This is a genomic window from Curtobacterium sp. 9128, from assembly GCF_007673775.1.
In the GTDB taxonomy this organism is placed as follows: domain Bacteria; phylum Actinomycetota; class Actinomycetes; order Actinomycetales; family Microbacteriaceae; genus Curtobacterium.
Genome location: NZ_VEAF01000001.1, coordinates 1 through 21,176, shown reverse-complemented (window position 1 = coordinate 21,176; position 21,176 = coordinate 1). Strand labels below are relative to the sequence as shown.

Annotated in this window: 19 protein-coding genes; 9 read left to right on the top strand and 10 right to left on the bottom strand. The window is 69.9% G+C overall.

The window, feature by feature from the left end:
• Nucleotides 1-7 precede the first annotated feature (7 nt).
• The 3 genes from FS641_RS00095 to tkt form a co-directional block, all read right to left on the bottom strand.
• Nucleotides 8-1,636, bottom strand: coding sequence for a glucose-6-phosphate isomerase (locus tag FS641_RS00095; RefSeq protein WP_144758222.1), 1,629 nt, complete (start codon nucleotides 1,634-1,636; stop codon nucleotides 8-10).
• Nucleotides 1,636-2,751, bottom strand: coding sequence for a transaldolase (gene tal, locus FS641_RS00090; RefSeq protein ID WP_144758220.1), 1,116 nt, complete (start codon nucleotides 2,749-2,751; stop codon nucleotides 1,636-1,638). Before tal ends, FS641_RS00095 begins: the two co-directional genes overlap by 1 nt.
• Before the next feature lie 153 nt (nucleotides 2,752-2,904).
• Nucleotides 2,905-4,998: a transketolase gene (gene tkt, locus FS641_RS00085; RefSeq protein WP_144758218.1), complete on the bottom strand. Its 2,094-nt coding sequence runs from the start codon at nucleotides 4,996-4,998 to the stop codon at nucleotides 2,905-2,907.
• A gap of 449 nt (nucleotides 4,999-5,447) precedes the next feature.
• Here tkt and FS641_RS00080 point away from each other — a divergent pair, with 449 nt between their 5' ends.
• Nucleotides 5,448-6,371: a heme o synthase gene (locus tag FS641_RS00080; RefSeq protein WP_144758216.1), complete on the top strand. Its 924-nt coding sequence runs from the start codon at nucleotides 5,448-5,450 to the stop codon at nucleotides 6,369-6,371.
• Between the two features lie 501 nt (nucleotides 6,372-6,872).
• On the opposite strand, the gene FS641_RS00075 is transcribed toward FS641_RS00080, so the two are convergent.
• Nucleotides 6,873-7,844, bottom strand: a complete 972-nt coding sequence (locus FS641_RS00075) for a heme A synthase (protein ID WP_144758214.1) — start codon at nucleotides 7,842-7,844, stop codon at nucleotides 6,873-6,875.
• Between the two features lie 265 nt (nucleotides 7,845-8,109).
• Between FS641_RS00075 and sufB the strand changes: the two genes are divergently transcribed.
• Genes sufB through FS641_RS00050 form a run of 5 tightly spaced genes read left to right on the top strand, consistent with a single transcriptional unit; the run spans nucleotide 8,110 to nucleotide 12,314 of the window.
• A complete protein-coding gene (sufB, locus tag FS641_RS00070) occupies nucleotides 8,110-9,528 on the top strand; it encodes a Fe-S cluster assembly protein SufB (protein ID WP_144758212.1) in 1,419 nt (472 codons plus the stop codon).
• A complete protein-coding gene (sufD, locus tag FS641_RS00065) occupies nucleotides 9,529-10,827 on the top strand; it encodes a Fe-S cluster assembly protein SufD (RefSeq protein WP_144758210.1) in 1,299 nt (432 codons plus the stop codon). It abuts the gene before it with no gap.
• A complete protein-coding gene (locus FS641_RS00060; protein ID WP_144758208.1) occupies nucleotides 10,824-11,153 on the top strand; it encodes a non-heme iron oxygenase ferredoxin subunit in 330 nt (109 codons plus the stop codon). Before sufD ends, FS641_RS00060 begins: the two co-directional genes overlap by 4 nt.
• A gap of 55 nt (nucleotides 11,154-11,208) precedes the next feature.
• The gene (sufC, locus tag FS641_RS00055) at nucleotides 11,209-11,982 is read left to right on the top strand and encodes a Fe-S cluster assembly ATPase SufC (RefSeq protein WP_144758206.1); all 774 of its coding nucleotides are present in this window, start codon (nucleotides 11,209-11,211) and stop codon (nucleotides 11,980-11,982) included.
• A 2-nt stretch (nucleotides 11,983-11,984) separates the two neighbouring features.
• Nucleotides 11,985-12,314 carry a metal-sulfur cluster assembly factor gene (locus tag FS641_RS00050; protein WP_071300728.1) on the top strand — a complete coding sequence of 110 codons (330 nt, stop codon included), beginning with the start codon at nucleotides 11,985-11,987 and terminating at the stop codon, nucleotides 12,312-12,314.
• A 258-nt stretch (nucleotides 12,315-12,572) separates the two neighbouring features.
• On the opposite strand, the gene FS641_RS00045 is transcribed toward FS641_RS00050, so the two are convergent.
• On the bottom strand, nucleotides 12,573-13,172 hold the full coding sequence (locus FS641_RS00045) for a biotin transporter BioY (RefSeq protein ID WP_144758204.1): 600 nt from the start codon (nucleotides 13,170-13,172) through the stop codon (nucleotides 12,573-12,575).
• 115 nt (nucleotides 13,173-13,287) lie between these two features.
• Between FS641_RS00045 and FS641_RS00040 the strand changes: the two genes are divergently transcribed.
• A complete protein-coding gene (locus tag FS641_RS00040; protein WP_144758202.1) occupies nucleotides 13,288-14,886 on the top strand; it encodes an ABC-F family ATP-binding cassette domain-containing protein in 1,599 nt (532 codons plus the stop codon).
• A gap of 262 nt (nucleotides 14,887-15,148) precedes the next feature.
• On the opposite strand, the gene FS641_RS00035 is transcribed toward FS641_RS00040, so the two are convergent.
• Genes FS641_RS00035 through FS641_RS00025 form a run of 3 tightly spaced genes read right to left on the bottom strand, consistent with a single transcriptional unit; the run spans nucleotide 15,149 to nucleotide 16,918 of the window.
• Nucleotides 15,149-16,129, bottom strand: coding sequence for an SURF1 family protein (locus tag FS641_RS00035; RefSeq protein ID WP_144758199.1), 981 nt, complete (start codon nucleotides 16,127-16,129; stop codon nucleotides 15,149-15,151).
• 34 nt (nucleotides 16,130-16,163) lie between these two features.
• The gene (locus FS641_RS00030; RefSeq protein WP_395878675.1) at nucleotides 16,164-16,475 is read right to left on the bottom strand and encodes a hypothetical protein; all 312 of its coding nucleotides are present in this window, start codon (nucleotides 16,473-16,475) and stop codon (nucleotides 16,164-16,166) included.
• Entirely contained in the window at nucleotides 16,475-16,918 is a 444-nt protein-coding gene (locus FS641_RS00025; protein WP_186317502.1) for a DUF3099 domain-containing protein, read from the bottom strand. Before FS641_RS00025 ends, FS641_RS00030 begins: the two co-directional genes overlap by 1 nt.
• A gap of 178 nt (nucleotides 16,919-17,096) precedes the next feature.
• Here FS641_RS00025 and fabG point away from each other — a divergent pair, with 178 nt between their 5' ends.
• Nucleotides 17,097-17,810 carry a 3-oxoacyl-ACP reductase FabG gene (gene fabG / locus FS641_RS00020; protein ID WP_144758195.1) on the top strand — a complete coding sequence of 238 codons (714 nt, stop codon included), beginning with the start codon at nucleotides 17,097-17,099 and terminating at the stop codon, nucleotides 17,808-17,810.
• Between the two features lie 96 nt (nucleotides 17,811-17,906).
• Here fabG and serB read toward each other — a convergent pair whose 3' ends face one another.
• Entirely contained in the window at nucleotides 17,907-18,545 is a 639-nt protein-coding gene (gene serB, locus FS641_RS00015; RefSeq protein WP_144758193.1) for a phosphoserine phosphatase SerB, read from the bottom strand.
• Between the two features lie 55 nt (nucleotides 18,546-18,600).
• Nucleotides 18,601-19,842: a glucose-1-phosphate adenylyltransferase gene (locus tag FS641_RS00010; protein ID WP_144758191.1), complete on the bottom strand. Its 1,242-nt coding sequence runs from the start codon at nucleotides 19,840-19,842 to the stop codon at nucleotides 18,601-18,603.
• A 47-nt stretch (nucleotides 19,843-19,889) separates the two neighbouring features.
• On the opposite strand from FS641_RS00010, the gene glgA reads away from it, so the two are divergent.
• On the top strand, nucleotides 19,890-21,086 hold the full coding sequence (gene glgA / locus FS641_RS00005; protein WP_144758189.1) for a glycogen synthase: 1,197 nt from the start codon (nucleotides 19,890-19,892) through the stop codon (nucleotides 21,084-21,086).
• Nucleotides 21,087-21,176: the final 90 nt, after the last annotated feature.

Here is a 21,176-nt window from a genome sequence, read left to right as displayed (position 1 = left end):
TTTGGTGTCAGGAAGAGGGTCCGGGTGCCGAGACCGCTGCGGTGACCACGTCCGCCAGCGCGGGGAGGTCCTGCGCGGCGAGGGTCAGCACGGGGCGGCCGTGCTGCGCGAGGACGTGTGCGTCCCCCGCGGCCTGGGCCCGGATGAGCTGGCCGAACGTGAACGGTCGGCCCGGGATGGGGATGTCGGTGTCGTCGTCGGCGATGATCTGCAGGAACACGCCCGTCGCCGGTCCGCCCTTGTGGTACTGCCCCGTGGAGTGCAGGAAGCGCGGACCCCAGCCGAAGGTGACCGGCCGGGCGACGTGGTCGGCGACGATGTCGCGGAGCGCTTCGAGCTCGCGGTTGACACCGCGGTCGACGTACGCCTGGATCGCGACGTAGCCGTCGTCACCGACGGCGGCCAGGAGGCTCGATACGGCTTCCACGACGGTGGTGCCGCCGGCAGCGACACCGGACCACTGCACGGTGACGCCGTGGTCCTGGAACGCTGCGGTCGTGCCGGTGGTGGCGTCGGCTGCGCCGTCGCCCTCGAGGAGCGCGCGAGCCGCTGCCTTGGCGGCCTCGACGTCGGGCTGGTCGAACGGGTCGATCCCGAGCAGGATGCCGGCGACCGCGACCGCGTACTCCCAGACGAGGAACTGTCCACCGAGGGTCCCGGTGATCTCGACCTCGCCCTCGGCGACGTGCCGTTCGGCCTCGCGCGAGCCGACGAGGCGGATGATCTGCACGTCGGGCAGTCCGGCGGTGACCTCGGGGGAGTCGACCTCGAGCACGACGGGCAGGAGGCCGCGGCCGTCCTTGCCGGTCGACTCCGCGATCAGCTGCTCCGCCCAGTCGGCGAAGCCCACGATGTGGGTGCCGTCCGCGACGATGCCGATCGTGTTCCGGAGCGGGGACGTGCCGGCGAGTGCCGCACCGAGCACGAGGCCGGGGTTCTCGTCGAGGTCCACGGCGAGGAGGGCCGAGATGGCATCGGCCTCGTCGAGCAGTTCGGCGATGTCCGCACCGGCGAGCCCGGACGGCACCAACCCGAACGCGGTCAGCGCCGAGTACCGGCCGCCGACCTCGGGGTCCTCGGTGAAGACCCGGTAGCCGGCCTGTTCGGCGAGCTCGTGGAGGGGCGATCCCGGGTCGGTGACGACGACGATCCGCTCGGCCGGGTCGATGCCCGAGTCGCGGAAGGCCTGTTCGTACAGGCGGCGCTGCGAGTCGGTCTCCAGTGTGGAGCCGGACTTCGACGACACGACGAGCACGGTGCGCTCGAGGGAGTCAGCGACCGCCGTGCTGACCTGGGCCGGGTCGGTGGAGTCGAGCACCGTCAGCGGGACGCCGGCGGTCTTCGTGATGACCTCCGGCGCGAGCGAGGAACCGCCCATGCCGGCGAGCACGACGTGGTCGAGCCCCGCCGCCAGGAACTCCTCGCGGAGCGCGGCGATGCGGGGGACGAGGGGTCGCGAGACCGCGACCGCCTCGACCCACCCGAGGCGCGATGCGGCCTCGGTCGCCGCCGACGGACCCCAGAGATCGGGGTCCTGGGCGGTGATGCCCGACGCCACCAGGTCGGTGACGAGGCGCGGGACCACGGTCTCGATGGCCCGCGCCGCGTCACCGCTGGCGGCGATGGAGACGGTCACTACTTCTTGGCGTTCTCGAGTGCCGTCGTGACGGTGTCGACGAGCTCGCCCCAGGAGACGTTGAACTTGTCCACGCCCTCCTTCTCGAGCAGGGCCACGACGTCGTCGTAGTCGATGCCGGCAGCGGCGAGCTTGTCCATGACCTCGTTCGCGGCGTCGTACTGACCCGCGATCGCGTCGCCGTGGATCTCGCCGTGGTCGAACGTGGCGTCGAGCGTCTTGCCCGGCATGGTGTTGACGGTGTTCGGCGCGGCGAGCTCGGTCACGTAGAGCGTGTCGGGCAGCGACGGGTCCTTGACACCGGTCGAGGCCCAGAGCGGGCGCTGCGTGTTCGCACCGGCCTCGAGCAGACCCAGGGCGCGCTCGGTGGCGAAGGCCTCGGTCCAGACCTGGTAGGCGAGCTGCGCGTTGGCGATGCCGGCCTTCGACTTGAGGGCCTTCGCCTCGTCGGAGCCGACGGCGTCGAGACGCTTGTCGATCTCGGAGTCGACGCGGGAGACGAAGAACGACGCGACCGAGTGGATCTTGGAGAGGTCGTGGCCGGCGGCCTTGGCCTTCTCGAGGCCACCGAGGTAGGCGTCGATGACGGCGCGGTAGCGCTCGAGCGAGAAGATCAGGGTGACGTTCACGGAGATGCCGGCACCGATGACCTCGGTGATCGCCTCGAGGCCCTCGACGGTTGCCGGGATCTTGATGAGGACGTTCTCGCGACCGACCTTCTCGAACAGGAACTTGGCCTGCTCGATGGTCTTCTGGGTCTCGTGGGCCAGGCCCGGCTCGACCTCGATCGAGACGCGGCCGTCGAAGCCCTTCGTCTGGTCGTAGATCGGCTTGAAGACGTCGGAGGCGTTCGCGACGTCCTGCGTGGTGATCTCGAAGATCGCGTCGGTCACCGCGGTGTCCTTCTCGGCGAGCTCCTTGACCTGGTCGTCGTAGCGCTCGCCCTTGGCGAGGGCCGAGGCGAAGATCGTCGGGTTCGTGGTCACGCCGACGACGTTCTTCTGCTCGATGAGCTCGGTCAGCTTGCCGGTCTCGAGCAGCTCGCGAGACAGGTCGTCGAGCCAGATGCTGACGCCGACCTCGGAGAGGGCGGCAGTGGGGGTGTTCTCAGCCATGTGTTTCTCTTCTTCTTTCGTCGACCGGTCCGGGCGCTCGTCGCGAACCGGGCCGTGGTGTCGTGGTCTGTGGGCCGGGAGGCGCGGGGCGGGCTGCCACCGCGCCTCCCGGCAGGAGGGCCGGATCCGGCGTACCGGACCCGGCCCTCGTGGTCAGGAAGCGGCGATCGATTCCTTGGCGGCGGCGACGACGTGCTCCGTCGTGAAGCCGAACTCGGCGAAGAGCCGCTGGTAGTCGGCCGAGGCACCGAAGTGCTCGATCGAGACGCTGCGGCCCTTGTCGCCGACGATGTCGCGCCAGCTCATCGCGATGCCGGCCTCGACCGAGACGCGTGCGGTGACGGCCTTCGGCAGGACCTGCTCGCGGTAGTTCTCCGACTGCTCGAAGAACCACTCGAGGGACGGCGCGCTCACGACGCGGGCGTTGATGCCCTCGCCCTTGAGCTGCTCACGCGCGTCGAGCGCGATCTGGACCTCGGAGCCGGTGCCGATGAGGATGACGTCCGGGGTGCCGTTCGGCGCCTCGGCGAGCACGTAGGCACCCTTCGCGACGTTCTTCGCCGACGCGAAGGTGTCACCGGAGGCCTCGCCCTCGCCACGCTCGAAGACGGGGAGGTTCTGGCGGCTCAGCGCGATGCCGGCCGGACGGTCGGTGTGCTTGAGCATCTCGAGCCACGCGTACGCGACCTCGTTGGCGTCGGCCGGACGGACGACGTCGAGACCCGGGATCGCACGGAGCGCGGTGAGCTGCTCGATCGGCTGGTGCGTCGGGCCGTCCTCACCGAGTGCGATGGAGTCGTGGGTCCAGACGTAGATCGCCGGCGCCTTCATGAGCGCGGCGAGACGCACGGCCGGACGCATGTAGTCGCTGAAGATGAGGAACGTGCCGCCGAAGGGGCGGGTGTTCCCGTGCAGGACGATGCCGGAGAGGATCGCGCCCATGGCGTGCTCGCGGATGCCGAAGTGCAGCACGCGGCCGTACGGGTCGGTGGTCCACGCCTTGGTCGACGCCTCGGCCGGACCGAAGGACTTGGCGCCCTCGATCGTGGTGAGGTTCGACTCGGCGAGGTCCGCCGAGCCACCCCAGAACTCGGGCATGAGCGGCGCGATGGCGTTGATCACCTTGCCGGAGGCGGCACGGGTCGACACCTCCTTCTCGGTGGAGAAGACCGGGAGCGCCTCCTCGAGGCCCTCGGGGAGCTCACCGCTGTTGATGCGGTCGAGCATCGCCTTCTTCTCCGGGTTGGCCGCGGCCCACGCGTCGAAGGACTTGTTCCACTCGGCGTGCTCGGCCTGGCCCTTGGCGATCGCGCCGCGGGTGTACTCGAGGACCTCGGGGTCGACGTGGAAGGTCTGGTCGGGGTCGAAGCCGAGGACCTCCTTGAGGCCCTTCAGCTCCTCGCCACCGAGGGCGGAGCCGTGGATCTTGCCGGAGTTCTGCTTGGTCGGCGACGGCCAGCCGATGATCGTCTTGAGGACGATGAGCGACGGCTTGCCGGTCTCGGCCTTGGCGGCCTCGACGGCGCGGTAGAGCTCCTCGACGTCCTCGGAGTACTCGCCGGTCTTCTTCCAGTCGACGTGCTGGACGTGCCAGCCGAGCGCCTCGTAGCGTGCGGCGACGTCCTCGGAGAACGCGATGTCGGTGTCGTCCTCGATCGAGATCTGGTTCGAGTCGTAGAAGACGACCAGGCGACCGAGCTGCTGGCGGCCCGCGAGGCTCGCGGCCTCGTTGGTGATGCCCTCCTGCATGTCACCGTCACCGGCGATCACGTAGGTGAAGTGGTCGAAGGGGGACTCGCCGTCGGCGGTCTCCGGGTCGAACAGGCCGCGCTCGAAGCGCTGCGCGTAGCCGAAGCCGACCGAGGACGCCAGGCCCTGGCCGAGCGGGCCGGTGGTGATCTCGACACCGTCGGTGTGGCCGTACTCCGGGTGACCCGGCGTCTTCGAGCCCCACTTGCGGAGGTGCTGGAGGTCCTCGAGCTCGAGGCCGTAGCCGTGCAGGTAGAACTGCACGTACTGGAGGATCGAGGCGTGACCCGCGGACAGGATGAAGCGGTCACGGCCGATCCAGGTGGAGTCGCTCGGGTCGCGGCGCATCACCTTCTGGAAGAGGAGGTGGGCGAGCGGAGCGAGGCTCATCGCGGTGCCGGGGTGACCGTTGCCGGCGGCCTCGACCGAGTCGGCGGCGAGAACGCGGGCCGTGTCGACGGCCTTCCGGTCGATGGCGTCCCAGGTGAATTCAGCCACTTGGATGTTGACCCTTCTGTAGCGACATGTGCGAGGGCTCGTGCCATCGCACGGACATGGTTCCCGTCCCGGGGCTCCGTCGTGTCGCCGTCACCGGCGGCCGACCGACGCATGTTCTGGCCGGCTTCGTCGGGGCACACTGCGGGAGGGCGACTCCAGCATACTGACCCGGCACTCAGAAGGGGTTCAGGTGACCCCCGATGTTCACCGTCGCGGTGGTCGCGGCTCGCGGCTCCGGGCGTGTCGGCCGTCGTTCTGCGGTTCTGTCCCCGTTCCGAGGCGGTTCTGCGCGGGATGGGGAGCGGGGCGACATCGCGGCGCTTCGATCACGTAAACTGTCGACGGCCCGTGGACATTCCGGGTCAGCGCATGCCCGGACGTCGATGGCGTCGTCCACCGAGTGTGCGAGCTGAAGCGAACAGACTGAGGTCCCCTTGCCGACTGCCACCGTGACCAGGCCCGACATCGAGCGTCGTTCGACGCTGTCCCGCAAGGTCCGAGCGTACGTCTCGCTGACGAAGCCGCGCGTGATGGAGCTCCTGCTCGTCACGACGGCGCCGACGATGTTCCTCGCCGCGCGCGGAGTGCCGGACCTGTGGCTCGTGCTCTGGACGCTCCTCGGCGGGGCGATGTCCGCCGGTTCGGCCTCGGCCTTCAACTGCTACATCGACCGCGACATCGACCGGCTCATGAAGCGGACCAGCAACCGCCCGCTCGTCACCGGGGAGCTGACCGACCGCCAGGCTCTGGTGTTCTCGTGGGTGCTGGCGATCGGTTCGACCGCCGTCCTGGGCTTGCTGGTCAACTGGCTCGCCGCGGCGCTCAGCGTGGTCGCGATCCTGATCTACGTGTTCCTGTACACGCTGTGGCTCAAGCGCCGCACCCCGCAGAACATCGTGTGGGGCGGGTCGGCCGGGTGCATGCCCGTGCTCATCGGCTGGGCAGCGGTCACGGGGTCGCTCTCGTGGGCGCCGATCATCCTCTTCATGGTGATCTTCCTCTGGACGCCGCCGCACTACTGGCCGCTCTCGATGAAGTACCGCGACGACTACGACGCCGCCGACGTGCCGATGCTCGCCGTCGTCCGGGGCCGCACGGTCGTCGGACTCCAGGTCGTGCTGTACGCCTGGGCGACGCTCGTGTGCTCGCTCCTGCTGATCCCCGTCGCGCACATGGGGCCGCTGTACTCGGTGGTCGCCCTCGCCGGTGGCGTGTGGTTCGTGATCGAGTCGCACATGCTCTACAACCGGGCGATCCAGCACGTCGAGCAGGTGCAGCCGATGCGGGTGTTCCGCAGCTCGATCACGTACCTGACGCTGCTCTTCATCGCGGTGGGCATCGACCCGCTGCTGCCGCAGGTCTTCACCTTCTAGGGGCCGGCGGGCGGCTGTCGCCCGGGCGGTTGGTTGTCGCGTCGCGCCGTTCTCGACTCGGAACGAGGGGGTCGCTGTCGTACGACAGCGACCCCCTCGTCCGTTGCGTGCGCGGGGTGTTGTGGGCGTGCTGGAACGACAGTGTCGTCGTCGTACGACATCGACAGTGTCGTTCGTTGCGGGAGCGGGGTGGCGCCGGCGCAGGGCGTCGCGAGCGCGGGGTGCCGCGGGCGACGGGCGGTGCAGACGCGCTGGAACGACACGGTCGTCGTCGTACGACATCGACGGTGTCGTTCGTTGCGGGAGCGGGGTGGCGCGGGCGCGGGGGAGCGACAGTGTCGTCGTCGTACGACAGCGACACTGTCGTTCCGAGTCGTCGCGGGTGCGCTGGGTGGCGCGAGGGCAGGGCGGCGCGGGTGCGCTGGGCAGCGCGGCGCCACGCGGAGGCGGGCCCTGCCGGACGCCGAGCGCGCGGCGGGGCCGAGACGAGCCTCCAGTCCGTCAGCGGAGGACGGACTCGCGGACCGCAGCGCGCCCTGCGGAGCGACGCGTGGAGAGCGTGACGACGGTGACCGCGCCGACGAGCAGGCCGGCGAGCACCATGTGCGTGCCGACCAGGCCGACCGGCAGGCCCGTACGGGCCTGGGTCAGGCCGACCGCGATCTGGACGAACTCCACGACGAGCAGCACGAGGGCCCACCTGCTCGACAGGCGGAGGCGCACCGCGCCCACGACGAGGACGAGCGTCAGCGCGAACAGCACGTAGGCGGGCACGGCGTGCACGTGCTGCAGGATCGCCGGGTCGAGGCCGGTGCGGTGCAGGCGTCCGCCGTCGACGGCCTCGTCCGCGCCGGCGTGCGGGCCGCTGCCCGTCGTGAGGATGCCGATCAGCACCGTGACGGCCGTCGCCGCGACCGTGCCGCGGACGACGCCGACGTACCAGTTCGGGACGACCCGGAGGCTGGTCCTCGGACCGTTCATCGCCCGGTAGACCAACGTCGCCGTGATGCACGTCAGGAGTGTCGACACGACGAAGTGCAGCCCGACGACGTAGGGGTTCAGGTTGGTGAGGACGCTCAGGCCACCGATGACGGCCTGCACGGGGATGGCTGCGCCCTGGGCGAACGCGAGCCAGAAGAGTTCGGGCCGGGTCCGACGCATCCGGACGACCAGCAGGAACATCGCGATGGCGACGATGACGAGCACGAAGGTGAGCAGACGGTTGCCGAACTCGATGATCCCGTGCACGCCCATCTCGGGCGTCGAGACCAGTGAATCCGCGGTGCAACGCGGCCAGGTCGGGCATCCGAGGCCCGACGCGGTGAGGCGCACGAGGCCTCCCGTGCCGATCAGGACGACCTCGACGACGAACGAGGCCCACGCGAGGACGACCACACGCTGGTCGACGACCCGGGGGAGCGACCACCACCGGGTGCGGGTCTCCGGTTCGACGGGTGCTCCGACGCGTGTCACGAGGATGGTGCCTTCCTGTTGTTCCGTGCAGTGAACCTGTAGGATTCGAGGGTTCAGCAGCAGTCAAGTCTAGGCAGGCGCCGGCTCCGAATGGGCCGAGATCGCCGATCAGTCCCAGGGCTGCGTGGAACCATGACGTTGCGAGGCAGCAACACCGTGTCCGCCGTGCACGTGACCCGTGTGTCGGCGGTCTGCGGTGGAATGGCGTCCAGCAGCCGCCGGTTGCCACCCAGGAACGCTGCCGCGAGAAGGAAACGAGGAGATCATGTCCGACGTGCTCATCGACCGTCCGGAACTCGAAGGGCTCGGCCAGTACGAGTTCGGCTGGTCGGACTCCGACACGGCCGGCGCCTCGGCGCGCCGCGGCATCTCCGCCGAGGTCGTCAGTGACATCTCGGCCCTCAAGGGCGAACCCGAGTGGATGCTCAAGAACCGGCTCAAGGGTCTGCAGCTCTTCGGCCGCAAGCCGATGCCGACGTGGGGTGCCGACCTGACGGGCATCGACTTCGACAACATCAAGTACTTCGTGCGCTCGACGGAGAAGCAGGCGCAGTCCTGGGAGGACCTCCCCGAGGACATCCGTGCGACCTACGAGAAGCTCGGCATCCCGGAGGCGGAGCGTCAGCGCCTCGTCGCCGGCGTCGCCGCGCAGTACGAGTCCGAGGTCGTCTACCACCAGATCCGCGAGGATCTGGAGCAGCAGGGCGTCATCTTCATGGACACCGACACGGCGCTCCGTGAGCACCCGGAGATCTTCCAGGAGTACTTCGGCACCGTCATCCCCGCCGGCGACAACAAGTTCGCCGCGCTGAACACCGCGGTGTGGTCGGGCGGCTCGTTCGTCTACGTCCCGAAGGGCGTCCACGTCGAGATCCCGCTGCAGGCCTACTTCCGGATCAACACCGAGAACATGGGCCAGTTCGAGCGGACGCTGATCATCGCGGACGAGGACTCCTACGTCCACTACATCGAGGGCTGCACGGCGCCGATCTACAAGTCGGACTCCCTGCACTCGGCCGTCGTCGAGATAATCGTGAAGAAGAACGCCCGCGTGCGCTACACGACGATCCAGAACTGGTCGAACAACGTCTACAACCTCGTCACCAAGCGTGCGATCGCGCACGAGGGCGCCACGATGGAGTGGATCGACGGCAACATCGGGTCCAAGGTCACGATGAAGTACCCGTCGATCTACCTCGCCGGCGAGCACGCCAAGGGCGAGACGCTCTCCGTGGCCTTCGCCGGGCCGGGCCAGCACCAGGACGCGGGCGCGAAGATGATCCACATGGCGCCGTACACGACGTCCTCGATCGTCTCGAAGTCGATCGCCCGCGGCGGTGGCCGCGCCGGGTACCGGGGCGAGGTCCGTGTCGACCCGAACGCGCACCACGCCGCGAACACCGTCCGCTGTGACGCGCTGCTGGTCGACACGATCAGCCGGTCCGACACGTACCCGGCGATCGACATCCGCGTCGACGACGTGCAGCTCGGGCACGAGGCGACGGTCTCCCGCGTCAGCGAGGAGCAGCTGTTCTACCTGATGTCCCGCGGCATGCCGGAGGACGAGGCGATGGCGATGATCGTCCGCGGCTTCATCGAGCCCATCGCCCGCGAGCTCCCGATGGAGTACGCACTCGAACTCAACAAGCTCATCGAGATGAGCATGGAAGGATCCGTCGGCTAGATGTCCAGCTCCACCACCAACCAGGCATCCGCCGCGGGCACCCCGCGCATCGACCAGCCGGTCGAGCCAGCAGCCGGCACCGAGCAGCACGGCGCTCGTGCGCACTCGGACGGCGGCTGGGACACCAAGGTCCCGGTCCAGACGCGTTCCCAGCGCCCGCAGTCCGGTGACATCGAGGCCTTCCCGACCGTCACCGGGCGTGAGGTCAACTGGAAGTTCGCACCGCTCGACAAGCTCGCGCCGCTCCTGGCCGGCGGCCTCGATGGTTCGGCCTACCCGTTCCTCGCGACGCAGACGGACGGCGCCGACGTGGAGTGGGGCCGGAGTGACGACCCCCGTGTCGGCACGGCAGGGCTCCCCGAGGACCGCGCTGCTGCCGCGGCGTGGACCGCGCGTGACGCCGTGCTCGCCGTCACGGTGAAGGCGACCGACGCGTTCGAGTCGATCACGATCACCCGGTCGGCCTTCGGTCCGCAGGCACGAGCGGCACACACGGTCGTCACGGCCGAGCCGAACGCGCAGGGCATCGTCGTGATCGACAACCGCGGGTCGGCGCTCCTCAGCGAGAACGTCGAGGTCGTCGTCGGCGACAACGCCCGGCTGACCTTCGTGTCGCTGCAGGACTGGGACGACGACGCCGTGCACGTCTCGACGCAGTTCGCCGAGGTCGGGCGCGACGCCTTCCTCAAGCACGTCGTCGTCTCGCTCGGTGGTGACGTCATCCGGGTGAACCCGTCGACGCACCTCGGCCAGCAGGGCGCCGACACCGAGATGTACGGCGTGTACTTCGCCGACGCCGGGCAGTACATCGAGCAGCAGGTCTACGTGAACCACGACGCGGCGAACACCCGCGGTCGTGTCAACTACAAGGGCGCACTGCAGGGTCAGGGCGCGCACACCGTGTGGATCGGCGACGTGCTCATCGGCCGCGCCGGCGACGGCACCGACTCCTACGAGCAGAACCGCAACCTCGTGCTCACCGACGGCACCCGCGCGGACAGCATCCCGAACCTCGAGATCGAGACGGGCAACATCGAGGGCGCCGGTCACGCGAGTGCCACCGGCCGGTTCGACGACGAGCAGCTGTTCTACCTGCAGGCCCGCGGCATCCCTGAAGAAGAGGCACGTCGACTCGTCGTGCTCGGGTTCCTCGTCGAGGTCATCCAGAAGATCGGCGCGCCCGAGCTCGAGGAACGCCTGATCGCTGCCGTCGAGCAGGAGCTCGCCGAGGGCCGCACCGTGCTGGTCGCCCCGTCGACGGACACCGCGGAGACCGTCGCGGCCGGAGCGGACGCCTGATGGCCGAGAAGGTCTGCGCCGCGGCCGACATCGCGGTGGACAGCCCGATGCGCGTGGTCGTCGACGGCACCGCTGTGGCGATCGTCAAGGACTCCGCCGGCACGGTGCATGCGATCGGCGACACCTGCACGCACGGCGACATCTCGCTCGCCGAGGGGTTCGTGGAGGGCGACGCGCTCGAGTGCTGGGCGCACGGGTCGCGTTTCTCCCTGACGACCGGCAAGCCGCAGAACTTCCCCGCCTACGAGCCCGTCCCGGTCTTCCGGGTCGAGGTCCGCGAGGGCGATGTGTACGTCGACGTGCACGACCCGGTCCCTGTCGACTGACCTCCACTTCTTCCAGCGGCTGACGCCGCGATCCAGCTTCAACCGAAGGAACGCAATGTCCACTCTCGAAATCCGCGACCTGCAGGTCTCGATCGACACCGACCAGGGTGTCAAGGAGATCCTCAAGGGCGTCGACCTCACGATCAACGAGGGCGAGATCCACGCGATCATGGGGCCGAACGGCTCCGGCAAGTCCACGCTCGCCTACACGATCGCCGGGCACCCGCGCTACAACGTCGTGGGCGGCTCGATCACCCTCGACGGCGAGGACGTCCTCGCGATGAGCGTCGACGAGCGTGCTCGCGCGGGCATGTTCCTCGCCATGCAGTACCCGGTCGAGATCCCGGGCGTCACGGTGTCGAACTTCCTCCGCACCGCGAAGACGGCGATCGACGGGCAGGCTCCGGCGCTCCGCGGCTGGGTCAAGGACCTCCGCTCGTCGATGGCTGACCTCAAGATGGACCCCGCCTTCGCGGAGCGCAACGTCAACGAGGGCTTCTCCGGCGGCGAGAAGAAGCGCCACGAGATCATGCAGCTCGAGCTGCTCAAGCCGAAGTTCGCCGTGCTCGACGAGACCGACTCCGGGCTCGACGTCGACGCGCTGAAGATCGTCTCCGAGGGTGTCAACCGTGCCAAGGCCGCGACCGGCCTCGGTGTGCTGCTCATCACGCACTACACGCGCATCCTGCGCTACATCAAGCCGGACTTCGTGCACGTGTTCGTCGCGGGCAAGGTCGCCGAGCAGGGCGGTCCGGAGCTCGCCGACCGGCTCGAGAACGAGGGCTACGACCGCTACGTGCAGGCCGCGGCCGCAGCAGAGGCGAACTGACCGTGATCACCGCACTCGCACCGGAGAAGTTCGACGAGGTCGTCGAGGGCCTCAAGGAGGTCCAGGACCCCGAGCTCGGCGTGAACATCGTCGACCTCGGGCTGATCTACGACCTCGCCTGGGACGACGAGGCGACGGCGCTCATCATCAGCATGACGCTGACGAGCGCCGGCTGCCCGCTGACCGACGTCATCGAGGGTGACACCGCGAACGCGCTCGACGGCATCGTCGACGCCTTCCGCATCAACTGGGTGTGGATGCCGCCGTGGGGCCCGGAGCGGATCACGGACGACGGGCGCGAGATGATGCGCGCGCTCGGGTTCTCGATCTAGTCGCGACCGACCACCGGACGGGAGGCGCGGTGCCAGCTGGCACCGCGCCTCCCGTCCGTCTGTCGTCGCGTGCACGGCTGATGCGTGCGTCCCGACGTGCGCTGCGGGGTCGCGGGCTGGGGCTCGCGGTTCCGCAACTCGCCGCTCACGTTCGGCGTGGTTCCACAACACGCCGAACGGCCCCGTCGAGGTTCCGCAATTACGGAACCTCGACGGGGCAGGGGAAGGGGCCGGGGCGCAGCCGCCGCCGGACGCGCGTCAGCGGCGCGCGAGCGCCTTCCACACCAGGGGGAGGACGCCGGCGGCGATGAGGGCCTTCACGACGCCACCCACGACGAACGGGTACAGCCCCGCGGCGAGCACCGCCTGCAGGTCGTTCGGCAGGCCGAGCGCACCGAGGGCCACAGCGAGGTACGGCAGCCCCGTGACGAACGGGATCGCGCTCGCGAGCAGCATCGCCAGCGCGGCACGACCCACACGACGGTCCCAGTTGCGGCGCGCGAGCCAGCCCACGACTCCAGCGGCGGGGACGAAGCCGATGACGTAGCCGAAGCTCGGCAGGGCCAGCGCGTGCAGCCCGCCCTGCATGTCGGCGAAGAAGGGCGCACCGGCCAGACCGGCGAGGGCGTACACGAGCATCGAGAGGACGCCGCGGCGTGCCCCGAGCGACGCACCGACGAGCACCACGGCGAGCGTCTGACCGGTGATCGGGACCGGCCACATCGGCACCTCCACCTGGGCCATGGCCGCGGTGAAGAGCGCTCCGCCGGCGATGAGCGCGACGTCGGTGGCGAGGCCGTGCGTCCGCAGACGGTCGGCGAGGACTGCGCGGGGAGCGAACCCGGTGGCGTTCGTCATGGATTCTCCTAGAATGGACTGCTGGTCCTGTTCAGGACCATCGGTCCCGTCAGCGTAGCGGTGCACCTCCTGCGCACGTCGTTGTGCAAAACCACCAACTGATTGGACTTCCACTGTGCTTGCCGTGCACGACCTCGAGATCCGCGTCGGGGCTCGCCTCCTGATGGAGAACGTGTCCTTCCGAGTGGAGAAGGGCGACAAGATCGGTCTCGTCGGCCGGAACGGCGCGGGGAAGACCACCATGACCAAGGCCCTGGCCGGCGAGGCACAGCCGACCGACGGCAAGATCGAGCGCGGCGGAGAGATCGGCTACCTGCCGCAGGACCCGCGCTCCGGGAACCCGGAGGACACCGCGCGGAAGCGCATCCTCGATGCCCGTGGTCTCGGTGAGCTCGTCGAGGGCATCCGCCAGGCGACGCTCGACATGGCGAGCACCGACCCAGCCGTCGCCGAGAAGGCGATGCGCCGGTACTCCCGGCTCGACGACCAGTTCAACGCGCTCGGCGGGTACGCCGCCGAGGCCGAGGCGGCGTCCATCGCGTCGAACCTCAAGCTGCCGGACCGCATCCTCGACCAGCAGCTCAAGACGCTGTCGGGTGGTCAGCGCCGTCGCATCGAACTCGCCCGCATCCTGTTCTCGGACGCCGAGACGATGATCCTCGACGAGCCGACGAACCACCTCGACGCCGACAGCGTGGTGTGGCTCCGCGAGCACCTCAAGACGTACCCGGGCGGCGTCATCGTGATCTCGCACGACGTCGAGCTCGTCGACGAGGTCGTCAACCGCGTGTTCTACCTCGACGCCAACCGGCAGACGATCGACATCTACAACATGGGGTGGAAGCTCTACCAGCGGCAGCGCGTGGCCGACGAGGACCGCCGCCGCAAGGAGCGTGCGAACGCCGAGAAGAAGGCCGCCACGCTGAAGGACCAGGCCGCCCGCTTCGGTGCGAAGGCGTCGAAGGCCGCGGCGGCGCACCAGATGGTCGCCCGCGCCGACAAGCTGCTCGCCGGCCTCGAGGACGAGCGTGCCGTCGACCGGGTCGCGAAGCTGCGCTTCCCGACGCCGGTCGCCTGCGGCCGCACCCCGCTCATGGCCGAGGGCCTGTCGAAGTCGTACGGGTCCCTCGAGATCTTCGCGGGTGTCGACCTGGCGATCGACCGCGGTTCGCGGGTGGTCATCCTCGGCTTCAACGGTGCCGGCAAGACGACGCTGCTACGCATCCTCGCGGGTGCGGATGCGCCGGACACCGGCGAGGTCCAGCCCGGGCACGGCCTCCGCATCGGCTACTACGCCCAGGAGCACGAGAACATCGACGTCAACCGCACCGTGATCGAGAACATGGTGTCGGCGTCGACCGAGCTCAACGAGACCGAGGCGCGACGTGTCCTCGGGTCGTTCCTGTTCACCGGTGACGACGGCTACAAGAAGGCCGGCGTCCTCTCCGGCGGTGAGAAGACCCGCCTGTCGCTGGCGATGATCGTCGTCTCCGGGGCCAACGTGCTGCTCCTCGACGAGCCGACGAACAACCTCGACCCCGCATCGCGTGAGGAGATCCTCGGCGCACTGGCCGGCTACGAGGGCGCCGTGGTGCTCGTGTCCCACGACGCAGGGGCCGTGGAGGCGCTCAACCCCGAGCGCGTGCTGCTCCTGCCCGACGGCACCGAGGACCACTGGAACAAGGACTACGCGGAGCTCATCGAGCTCGCCTGACGCCTGCTGAGCGCCCGGGGCGATGACGGACGGGAGGCTTGTGGCGGCATCGACACGGGCCTCCCGTCCGCCGCGCGAGCGGTCAGGACGCACCGCTCACGTCCGTTGCGCGGTCACCAACGGTCGGCGCACGCGTCGCGGAGCGACGGAACGCGACCGCTCGACGACGTGCAGACGGGGAGTCGTGACCAGTCGGCGCCAGCAGCATCGGGGCCAGCAGCGTCGGCGTCCGCAGCGACGGCGCCGGTCACGGGGTGCCGTGTCAGCGGCGGGACTCGATGAGCTCGTCCTCGATGTCGGCGTCTGACTTGGGCTTGGCGTCTTTCCGACGCTGCCGCTCGAGGGCGCGCTCGCGCTCCTCGGGGTCGTCCTGGTTCAGGTTCCGGTACTCCTGCACCATCAGGTACGCGAGGAAGCCGAACCCGCCGGCGGCGAACATGAACCACTGGATGAAGTAGCTGAGGTGGAGCCCGGTGTCGGCACTCGGGCGGTCCCAGCCGAGCGGTCGCGCCTCGGTCGGTGCCGGCGTCTCGGAGGCGAGCTGTCCGTAGGCGCCCGTCCAGATCGGCGCGTCGACCTTCTTCGCGACGTCGGTCAGGGTCACGGACTGCACCTGGTCGGTGTGGGCGGGGTCGGTGCGCCCGGGGATGCGCGGTTCGCTCTGCTGGAGGCGAGCCACCACGGTCACCTCACCGCGCGGGGCCGCGGGGACGCTGTCCGGAGCGTCCTGCCGGTTGCCCGTCGGGACCCATCCGCGGTCGACGACGAAGGCGCGCCCGTCGGCGGTGACGAGCGGCGTCAGGACCTCGAAGCCGGGCTGGCCGTTGTGCACGCGGTTGCGCACGAGGAGCTGGTCGTCGGTGTCGTACCGTCCGGTGACCGTGACGCGGAGCCATGTCTGGTCGTCGTTCCAGCTCGAGGACCGGGGGAGCGCCTGGTCGAGGGGGACCGGGGCGTGGTCGTAGTTCGCGGCGATCTGGTCGTTCTCGCGGACGGCCTCGTTCCGGCGGTCCCACTGCCACATGCCGAACAGGGCGCAGACGATCGCGAAGGCGACGGCGATCGCGAAGTACCCGACCCAGCGCCGGCTCCCGACGAAGCGCCAGCCGACGAAGGGCTCGTCTGGATCGCGCTCGGCATGTGCGTCCTGCGTCGCCGTCCGACGCTCCTGCTCGGCGGCGCGTCGGATGCGTTCCGCATGGCGGCGACCGTACCGGGACGTCGGATCGAAGTCGGAGCTCATCGCGTCGGGTCCGGCCTGGTCATCACTGGCTCGGTCATCGCTGGTTCGCGGAGCGCGCACGCTCGCCGACGTCGTTCTTCGGGGCGTCGTGCTCGTGGCGCGGGTCGTCGAGCTGGTCGACGTCCTCGTCGAGGCCGGTGACCCGGACGGGGAAGGTCCGCGAGCGCAGGTAGTCGGCGAGGAAGTCGCGGTGCTCGTCGCACGCCGCCCAGATCTTCACCCGGTCGATCGCGTGGATACGCGGGTTCCGCCAGTTGATGCGCCAGTTCGCCGCCGTGGAGCAGCCCGCGCGCGAGCACACCGGCGTCGAGCCGGGCTCGGTGACCAGGTCGAACGTGGCCCCCATCAGCGATGCCCCCAGACGCGGCGGTCCCCGGAGCGCTGCCACTCCTCTTGCGCGTGCTGTGCGCCGTTGCGGAGGCGGTCCTGTTCGTCGCGGTAGGCCTGCGCCCGCGCTTCCTCCTGCTGTTCGCGCAGCCGCGGGTCGACGTCGGCGGCGCGCACGAGGGCACCGGCGGGGGCGACGTAGTCGGACTCGGTGTGCGAGCCGGCGTTCGCGATCACGACGGCAACCCACGGGATGACCCCGGCGAGCACGATCGGGATGAGCGCGAGCCACGGGCTGTGCCAGACGGTGTAGACGAGCACCGCGCCGACGAAGAGGATCACCCGGACCGCCATCTGCCAGATGTAGCGAGACAGCCGGTGCTTGCGGTCGCGCTGGGGCGTCTCCGGCAGCGCTGTGATGGCCTGCGTCGTGCGTCGCGTGCTGCGTCGCGTCGTCTTCATGCGTTCGGTCTCCGTCTTCCCGCGATCAAGCCTAATCCCGAGCACCGACACATGGACGCATCCGAGCACGATGCGTCCACAAGACGCGCGGCATCTGCGCCCCGGTAGGCTCGTGCGCGGCGTGTCGGGCCGCAAGCGGCCCACGCCGAGCACGAGACCACCACCGAACGGAGCCGTCATGACCACCCCCCGTACCGTCCTCATCACCGGCGGGAACCGCAGCATCGGCTTCGCCCTCGCTCAGCGGTTCGTGGCGGAGGGACACCGGGTCGCGGTGACCTCCCGGAGCGGGCAGGGCGGCCCAGAGGGTGCGCTCACGGTGCAGGCCGACATCACCGACACGGCTTCGGTCGACGCGGCGTTCACCCGGGTCGAGGCCGAGCTCGGCCCGGTCGAGGTGCTCGTCGCCAACGCGGGCATCACGAACGACCAGCTCCTGCTCCGCATGTCGGAGGAGGACTTCACGAACGTCCTCGACACGAACCTCACGGGCACGTTCCGCGTGGTGAAGCGCGCGACGAAGGGCATGATGCGCGCGAAGTTCGGGCGCATCGTCCTGATGGGCAGCGTCGTCGGCGCGTACGGGCAGATCGGGCAGGTCAACTACGCCTCGTCGAAGGCGGCGCTCGTCGGCATGGCCCGGTCGATCACCCGCGAGCTCGGGTCCCGCGGCATCACGGCGAACGTCGTCGCGCCCGGGTTCATCCAGACGGACATGACCGCGGCGCTGCCGGAGGAGCTGCAGGCGGAGTTCAAGAAGCAGATCCCGGCGGCGCGCTACGGCAGCACGGACGACGTCGCCGACGCGACGCTCTTCCTCGCCGGTGACGGCGCCGGGTACATCTCCGGAGCCGTCATCCCGGTCGACGGCGGCCTCGGGATGGGCCACTAGCCCCAGTCCCGCGCGATCGCACGCGCTCAGCGACACCGCACGCGCCGTCCGGCCCGTGCACCGTCGCTGGGCGCGTGACGTGGACGGAAGAGCGCGTCAGCCGCGCAGACCGAGCACGGCGAGCACGGCGGCGAGGTCCCGGTCGACGACGACCACGTCGGCCGCCGCCCGCACCCGCGGCTTCGCGTCGAAGGCGACCGCCAGCGCCGCGTCCCGCATCATCGCGAGGTCGTTCGCGCCGTCGCCCACCGCGACCGTCTGGTGGAGGGGAACGCCGTCCGCCGCCGCCCACGCCCGCAGTGCGACCGCCTTGGCCTCGGCGTCGACGACCTCGCCGAGGACCCGTCCGGTGAGGACGCCGTCGACGACCTCGAGGCGGTTCGCCCGGCAGTGGTCGAGGCCGAGCCCGCCGGCGACCGGGTCGAGCACCTCGTGGAACCCGCCGGAGACGACCCCGACGGTCCCACCCGCGGCGTGCACCCCGTCGACGAGCTCCCGGGCGCCCGGGGTGACCCTGACCGCGCGCTGCGCCTCGGCGAACACCGCGGAGGGCAGGCCCGCGAGCGTGGCGACCCGCTCACGGAGGCTCTCGGCGAAGTCGATCTCACCGCGCATGGCCCGCTCGGTGACCGCTGCGACCGCGGCCCTGGTGCCGGCGGCGTCGGCCAGGAGCTCGATGACCTCGTCCTCGAGCAGGGTGGAATCGGCATCGAGGACGACGAGGAAGCGCGGCACGCCACAACGGTAGCGGTGCCGCGCACCTCGTGACGCCGTGCGTCGCCGACCGTGCTCAGGCGGAGACGCGCACGCCCTTGCCCACGACGGTGATGCCCGAGTCGGTCACCGTGAAGCCCCGGGCGAGGTCGGCCTCCCGGTCGACGCCGACCTGCGCACCGGCCTCGAGGACGACGTCCTTGTCGAGGATCGCCCGGTTCACGACCGAGCCCGCGCCGATGGACGCCCGCTCGAACACGATCGAGTCGAGGACCTTCGAGCCGGAGTCGATCGAGCACCACGGACCGATCACGCTGCGTTCCACCTGGGCCCCGGAGAGCAGGCAGCCGAGCGACACGATCGAGTCGACCGTCGCACCGGTGTTGCCGTTGCCGTCGCGGACGAACTTCGCCGGCGGCAGGTTCGTCTGCTGGTTGAAGATCGGCCAGTCCTGGTTGTACAGGTTGAAGACGGGCACGGGGGCGATGAGGTCCATGTGGGCGTCGAAGAACGAGTCGATCGTGCCCACGTCGCGCCAGTAGTACTTGTCGCGGTCGTTCGACCCCGGGACCTCGTTGCGCTGCAGGTCGTACACGCCGGCGTCGCCGCGCGCGACGAAGTCGGGGACGATGTCGCCGCCCATGTCGTGGGCGCTCGTCTCGAGCTGCCCGTCGCGGAGCACGGCGTCGACGAGGGCGTCGGCGTCGAAGACGTAGTTGCCCATCGAGGCCAGGATCTCGCCGGGGGAGTCGGCCAGCCCGACGGCGTCCTTGGGCTTCTCGAGGAAGGCGTCGATCTTCGTCGGGTCCTGCTCGTCGACCTGGATGACGCCGAACTGGTCCGCGAGGCCGATCGGCTGGCGGATCGCCGCGACCGTGGCACTCCGACCGGACGCGATGTGCGCCTCGACCATCTGGTGGAAGTCCATGCGGTACACGTGGTCGGCGCCGACGACGACCACGATGTCCGGACGCTCGTCGCGCAGCAGGTTGAGCGACTGCAGGATCGCGTCGGCCGAGCCGGCGAACCAGCGCTTGCCGAGCCGCTGCTGCGCGGGGACGGACGCCACGTAGGAGCCGAGCAGTCCCTCCATGCGCCAGGTCTCCGCCACGTGGCGGTCGAGACTGTGCGACTTGTACTGCGTCAGGACGACGATCTTCTGCAGCCCGGAGTTCACCAGGTTCGAGAGCGCGAAGTCGATGAGACGGAAGTTCCCGCCGAACGGGACGGCGGGCTTCGCCCGGTCGGCAGTGAGCGGCATGAGCCGCTTGCCCTCACCTCCTGCGAGGACGATGCCGAAGACCTTCTTTGGAGCCATGCCGTCCACAGTAGGCGTCAGCACTGGGAACCCGTTACGTTGAACGGGTGCGAGTCGATCTGCTGACCAGGGAGTATCCGCCGGAGGTCTACGGCGGTGCTGGCGTCCACGTGGCCGAACTCACCGCTGCGCTGCGGTCGGGGACGGACACCGACGTGCGGGTGCGTGCCTTCGGGGCGTTCCGCGACGAGGAGGGCGTGTGGGCCTACCGGACCCCCGCCGGCCTCGAGCACGCCAACCCGGCCCTCCAGACCCTCGGCACCGACGTGCAGATCGCCGCCGACGTCGAGGGCGCTGACCTCGTGCACTCGCACACCTGGTACGCCAACGCTGCTGGGCGCATCGCCCAGCTCACCCACGGCATCCCGCACGTCGTCACCGCGCACAGCCTCGAGCCGCTCCGTCCCTGGAAGGCCGAGCAGCTCGGCGGCGGGTACCGCCTGTCCAGCTGGATGGAGCGCGAGGCCTTCGAACAGGCCGACGCGGTGATCGCCGTGTCCAAGGCGATGCGTGCAGACATCCTCCGCTCGTACCCCTCGATCGACCCGGCGTCGGTGCACGTGGTCTACAACGGCATCGACGTCGAGGAGTGGAAGCCCGACGTCGACCACGACGCCGTCCGTGCCCTCGGCATCGACCCGGAGCGCCCGAGCGTCGTCTTCGTCGGTCGCATCACCCGGCAGAAGGGCCTGCCCTACCTGCTCCGCGCGGTCGCGTCGCTGCCGCCGGAGGTCCAGGTGGTGCTGTGCGCCGGCGCCCCGGACACGCCAGAGATCCTCGCCGAGGTCACCGGGCTCGTCGAGGACCTCCGGCAGCACCGCGACGGCGTCGTCTGGATCGACCGGATGCTCGCCCACCAGGAGATCGTGCACGTCCTGTCCTCCGGCACCGTGTTCGTCTGCCCGTCCATCTACGAGCCCCTCGGCATCGTCAACCTCGAGGCCATGGCGTGCGGCATCCCCGTCGTCGGCACCGGCACCGGCGGCATCCCCGAGGTCGTCGCCGACGGTCTCACCGGCCGCGTCGTCCCGATCGACCAGGCGACCGACGGCACCGGCACGCCGACGGACCCCGACAAGTACGTGGCCGACCTCGCGGCGGCGCTCAACGAGGTGCTCAGCGACCTCGGTCTCGCCAAGCTCATGGGGCGCGCCGGTCGGCTCCGTGTGGAGACCGAGTTCACCTGGGAGGCCATCGCGGCGCGCACGCGCGCCGTCTACGACCGGGTCCTGGCGGCCCGCTGAGCGACCACCGCACCGGAACGGCCTGGAGGCCCGGGTGACGTCCGCACCGGACGGCACCCCGGCCTCCAGGCCGTTGGACTGCCCGCGCCA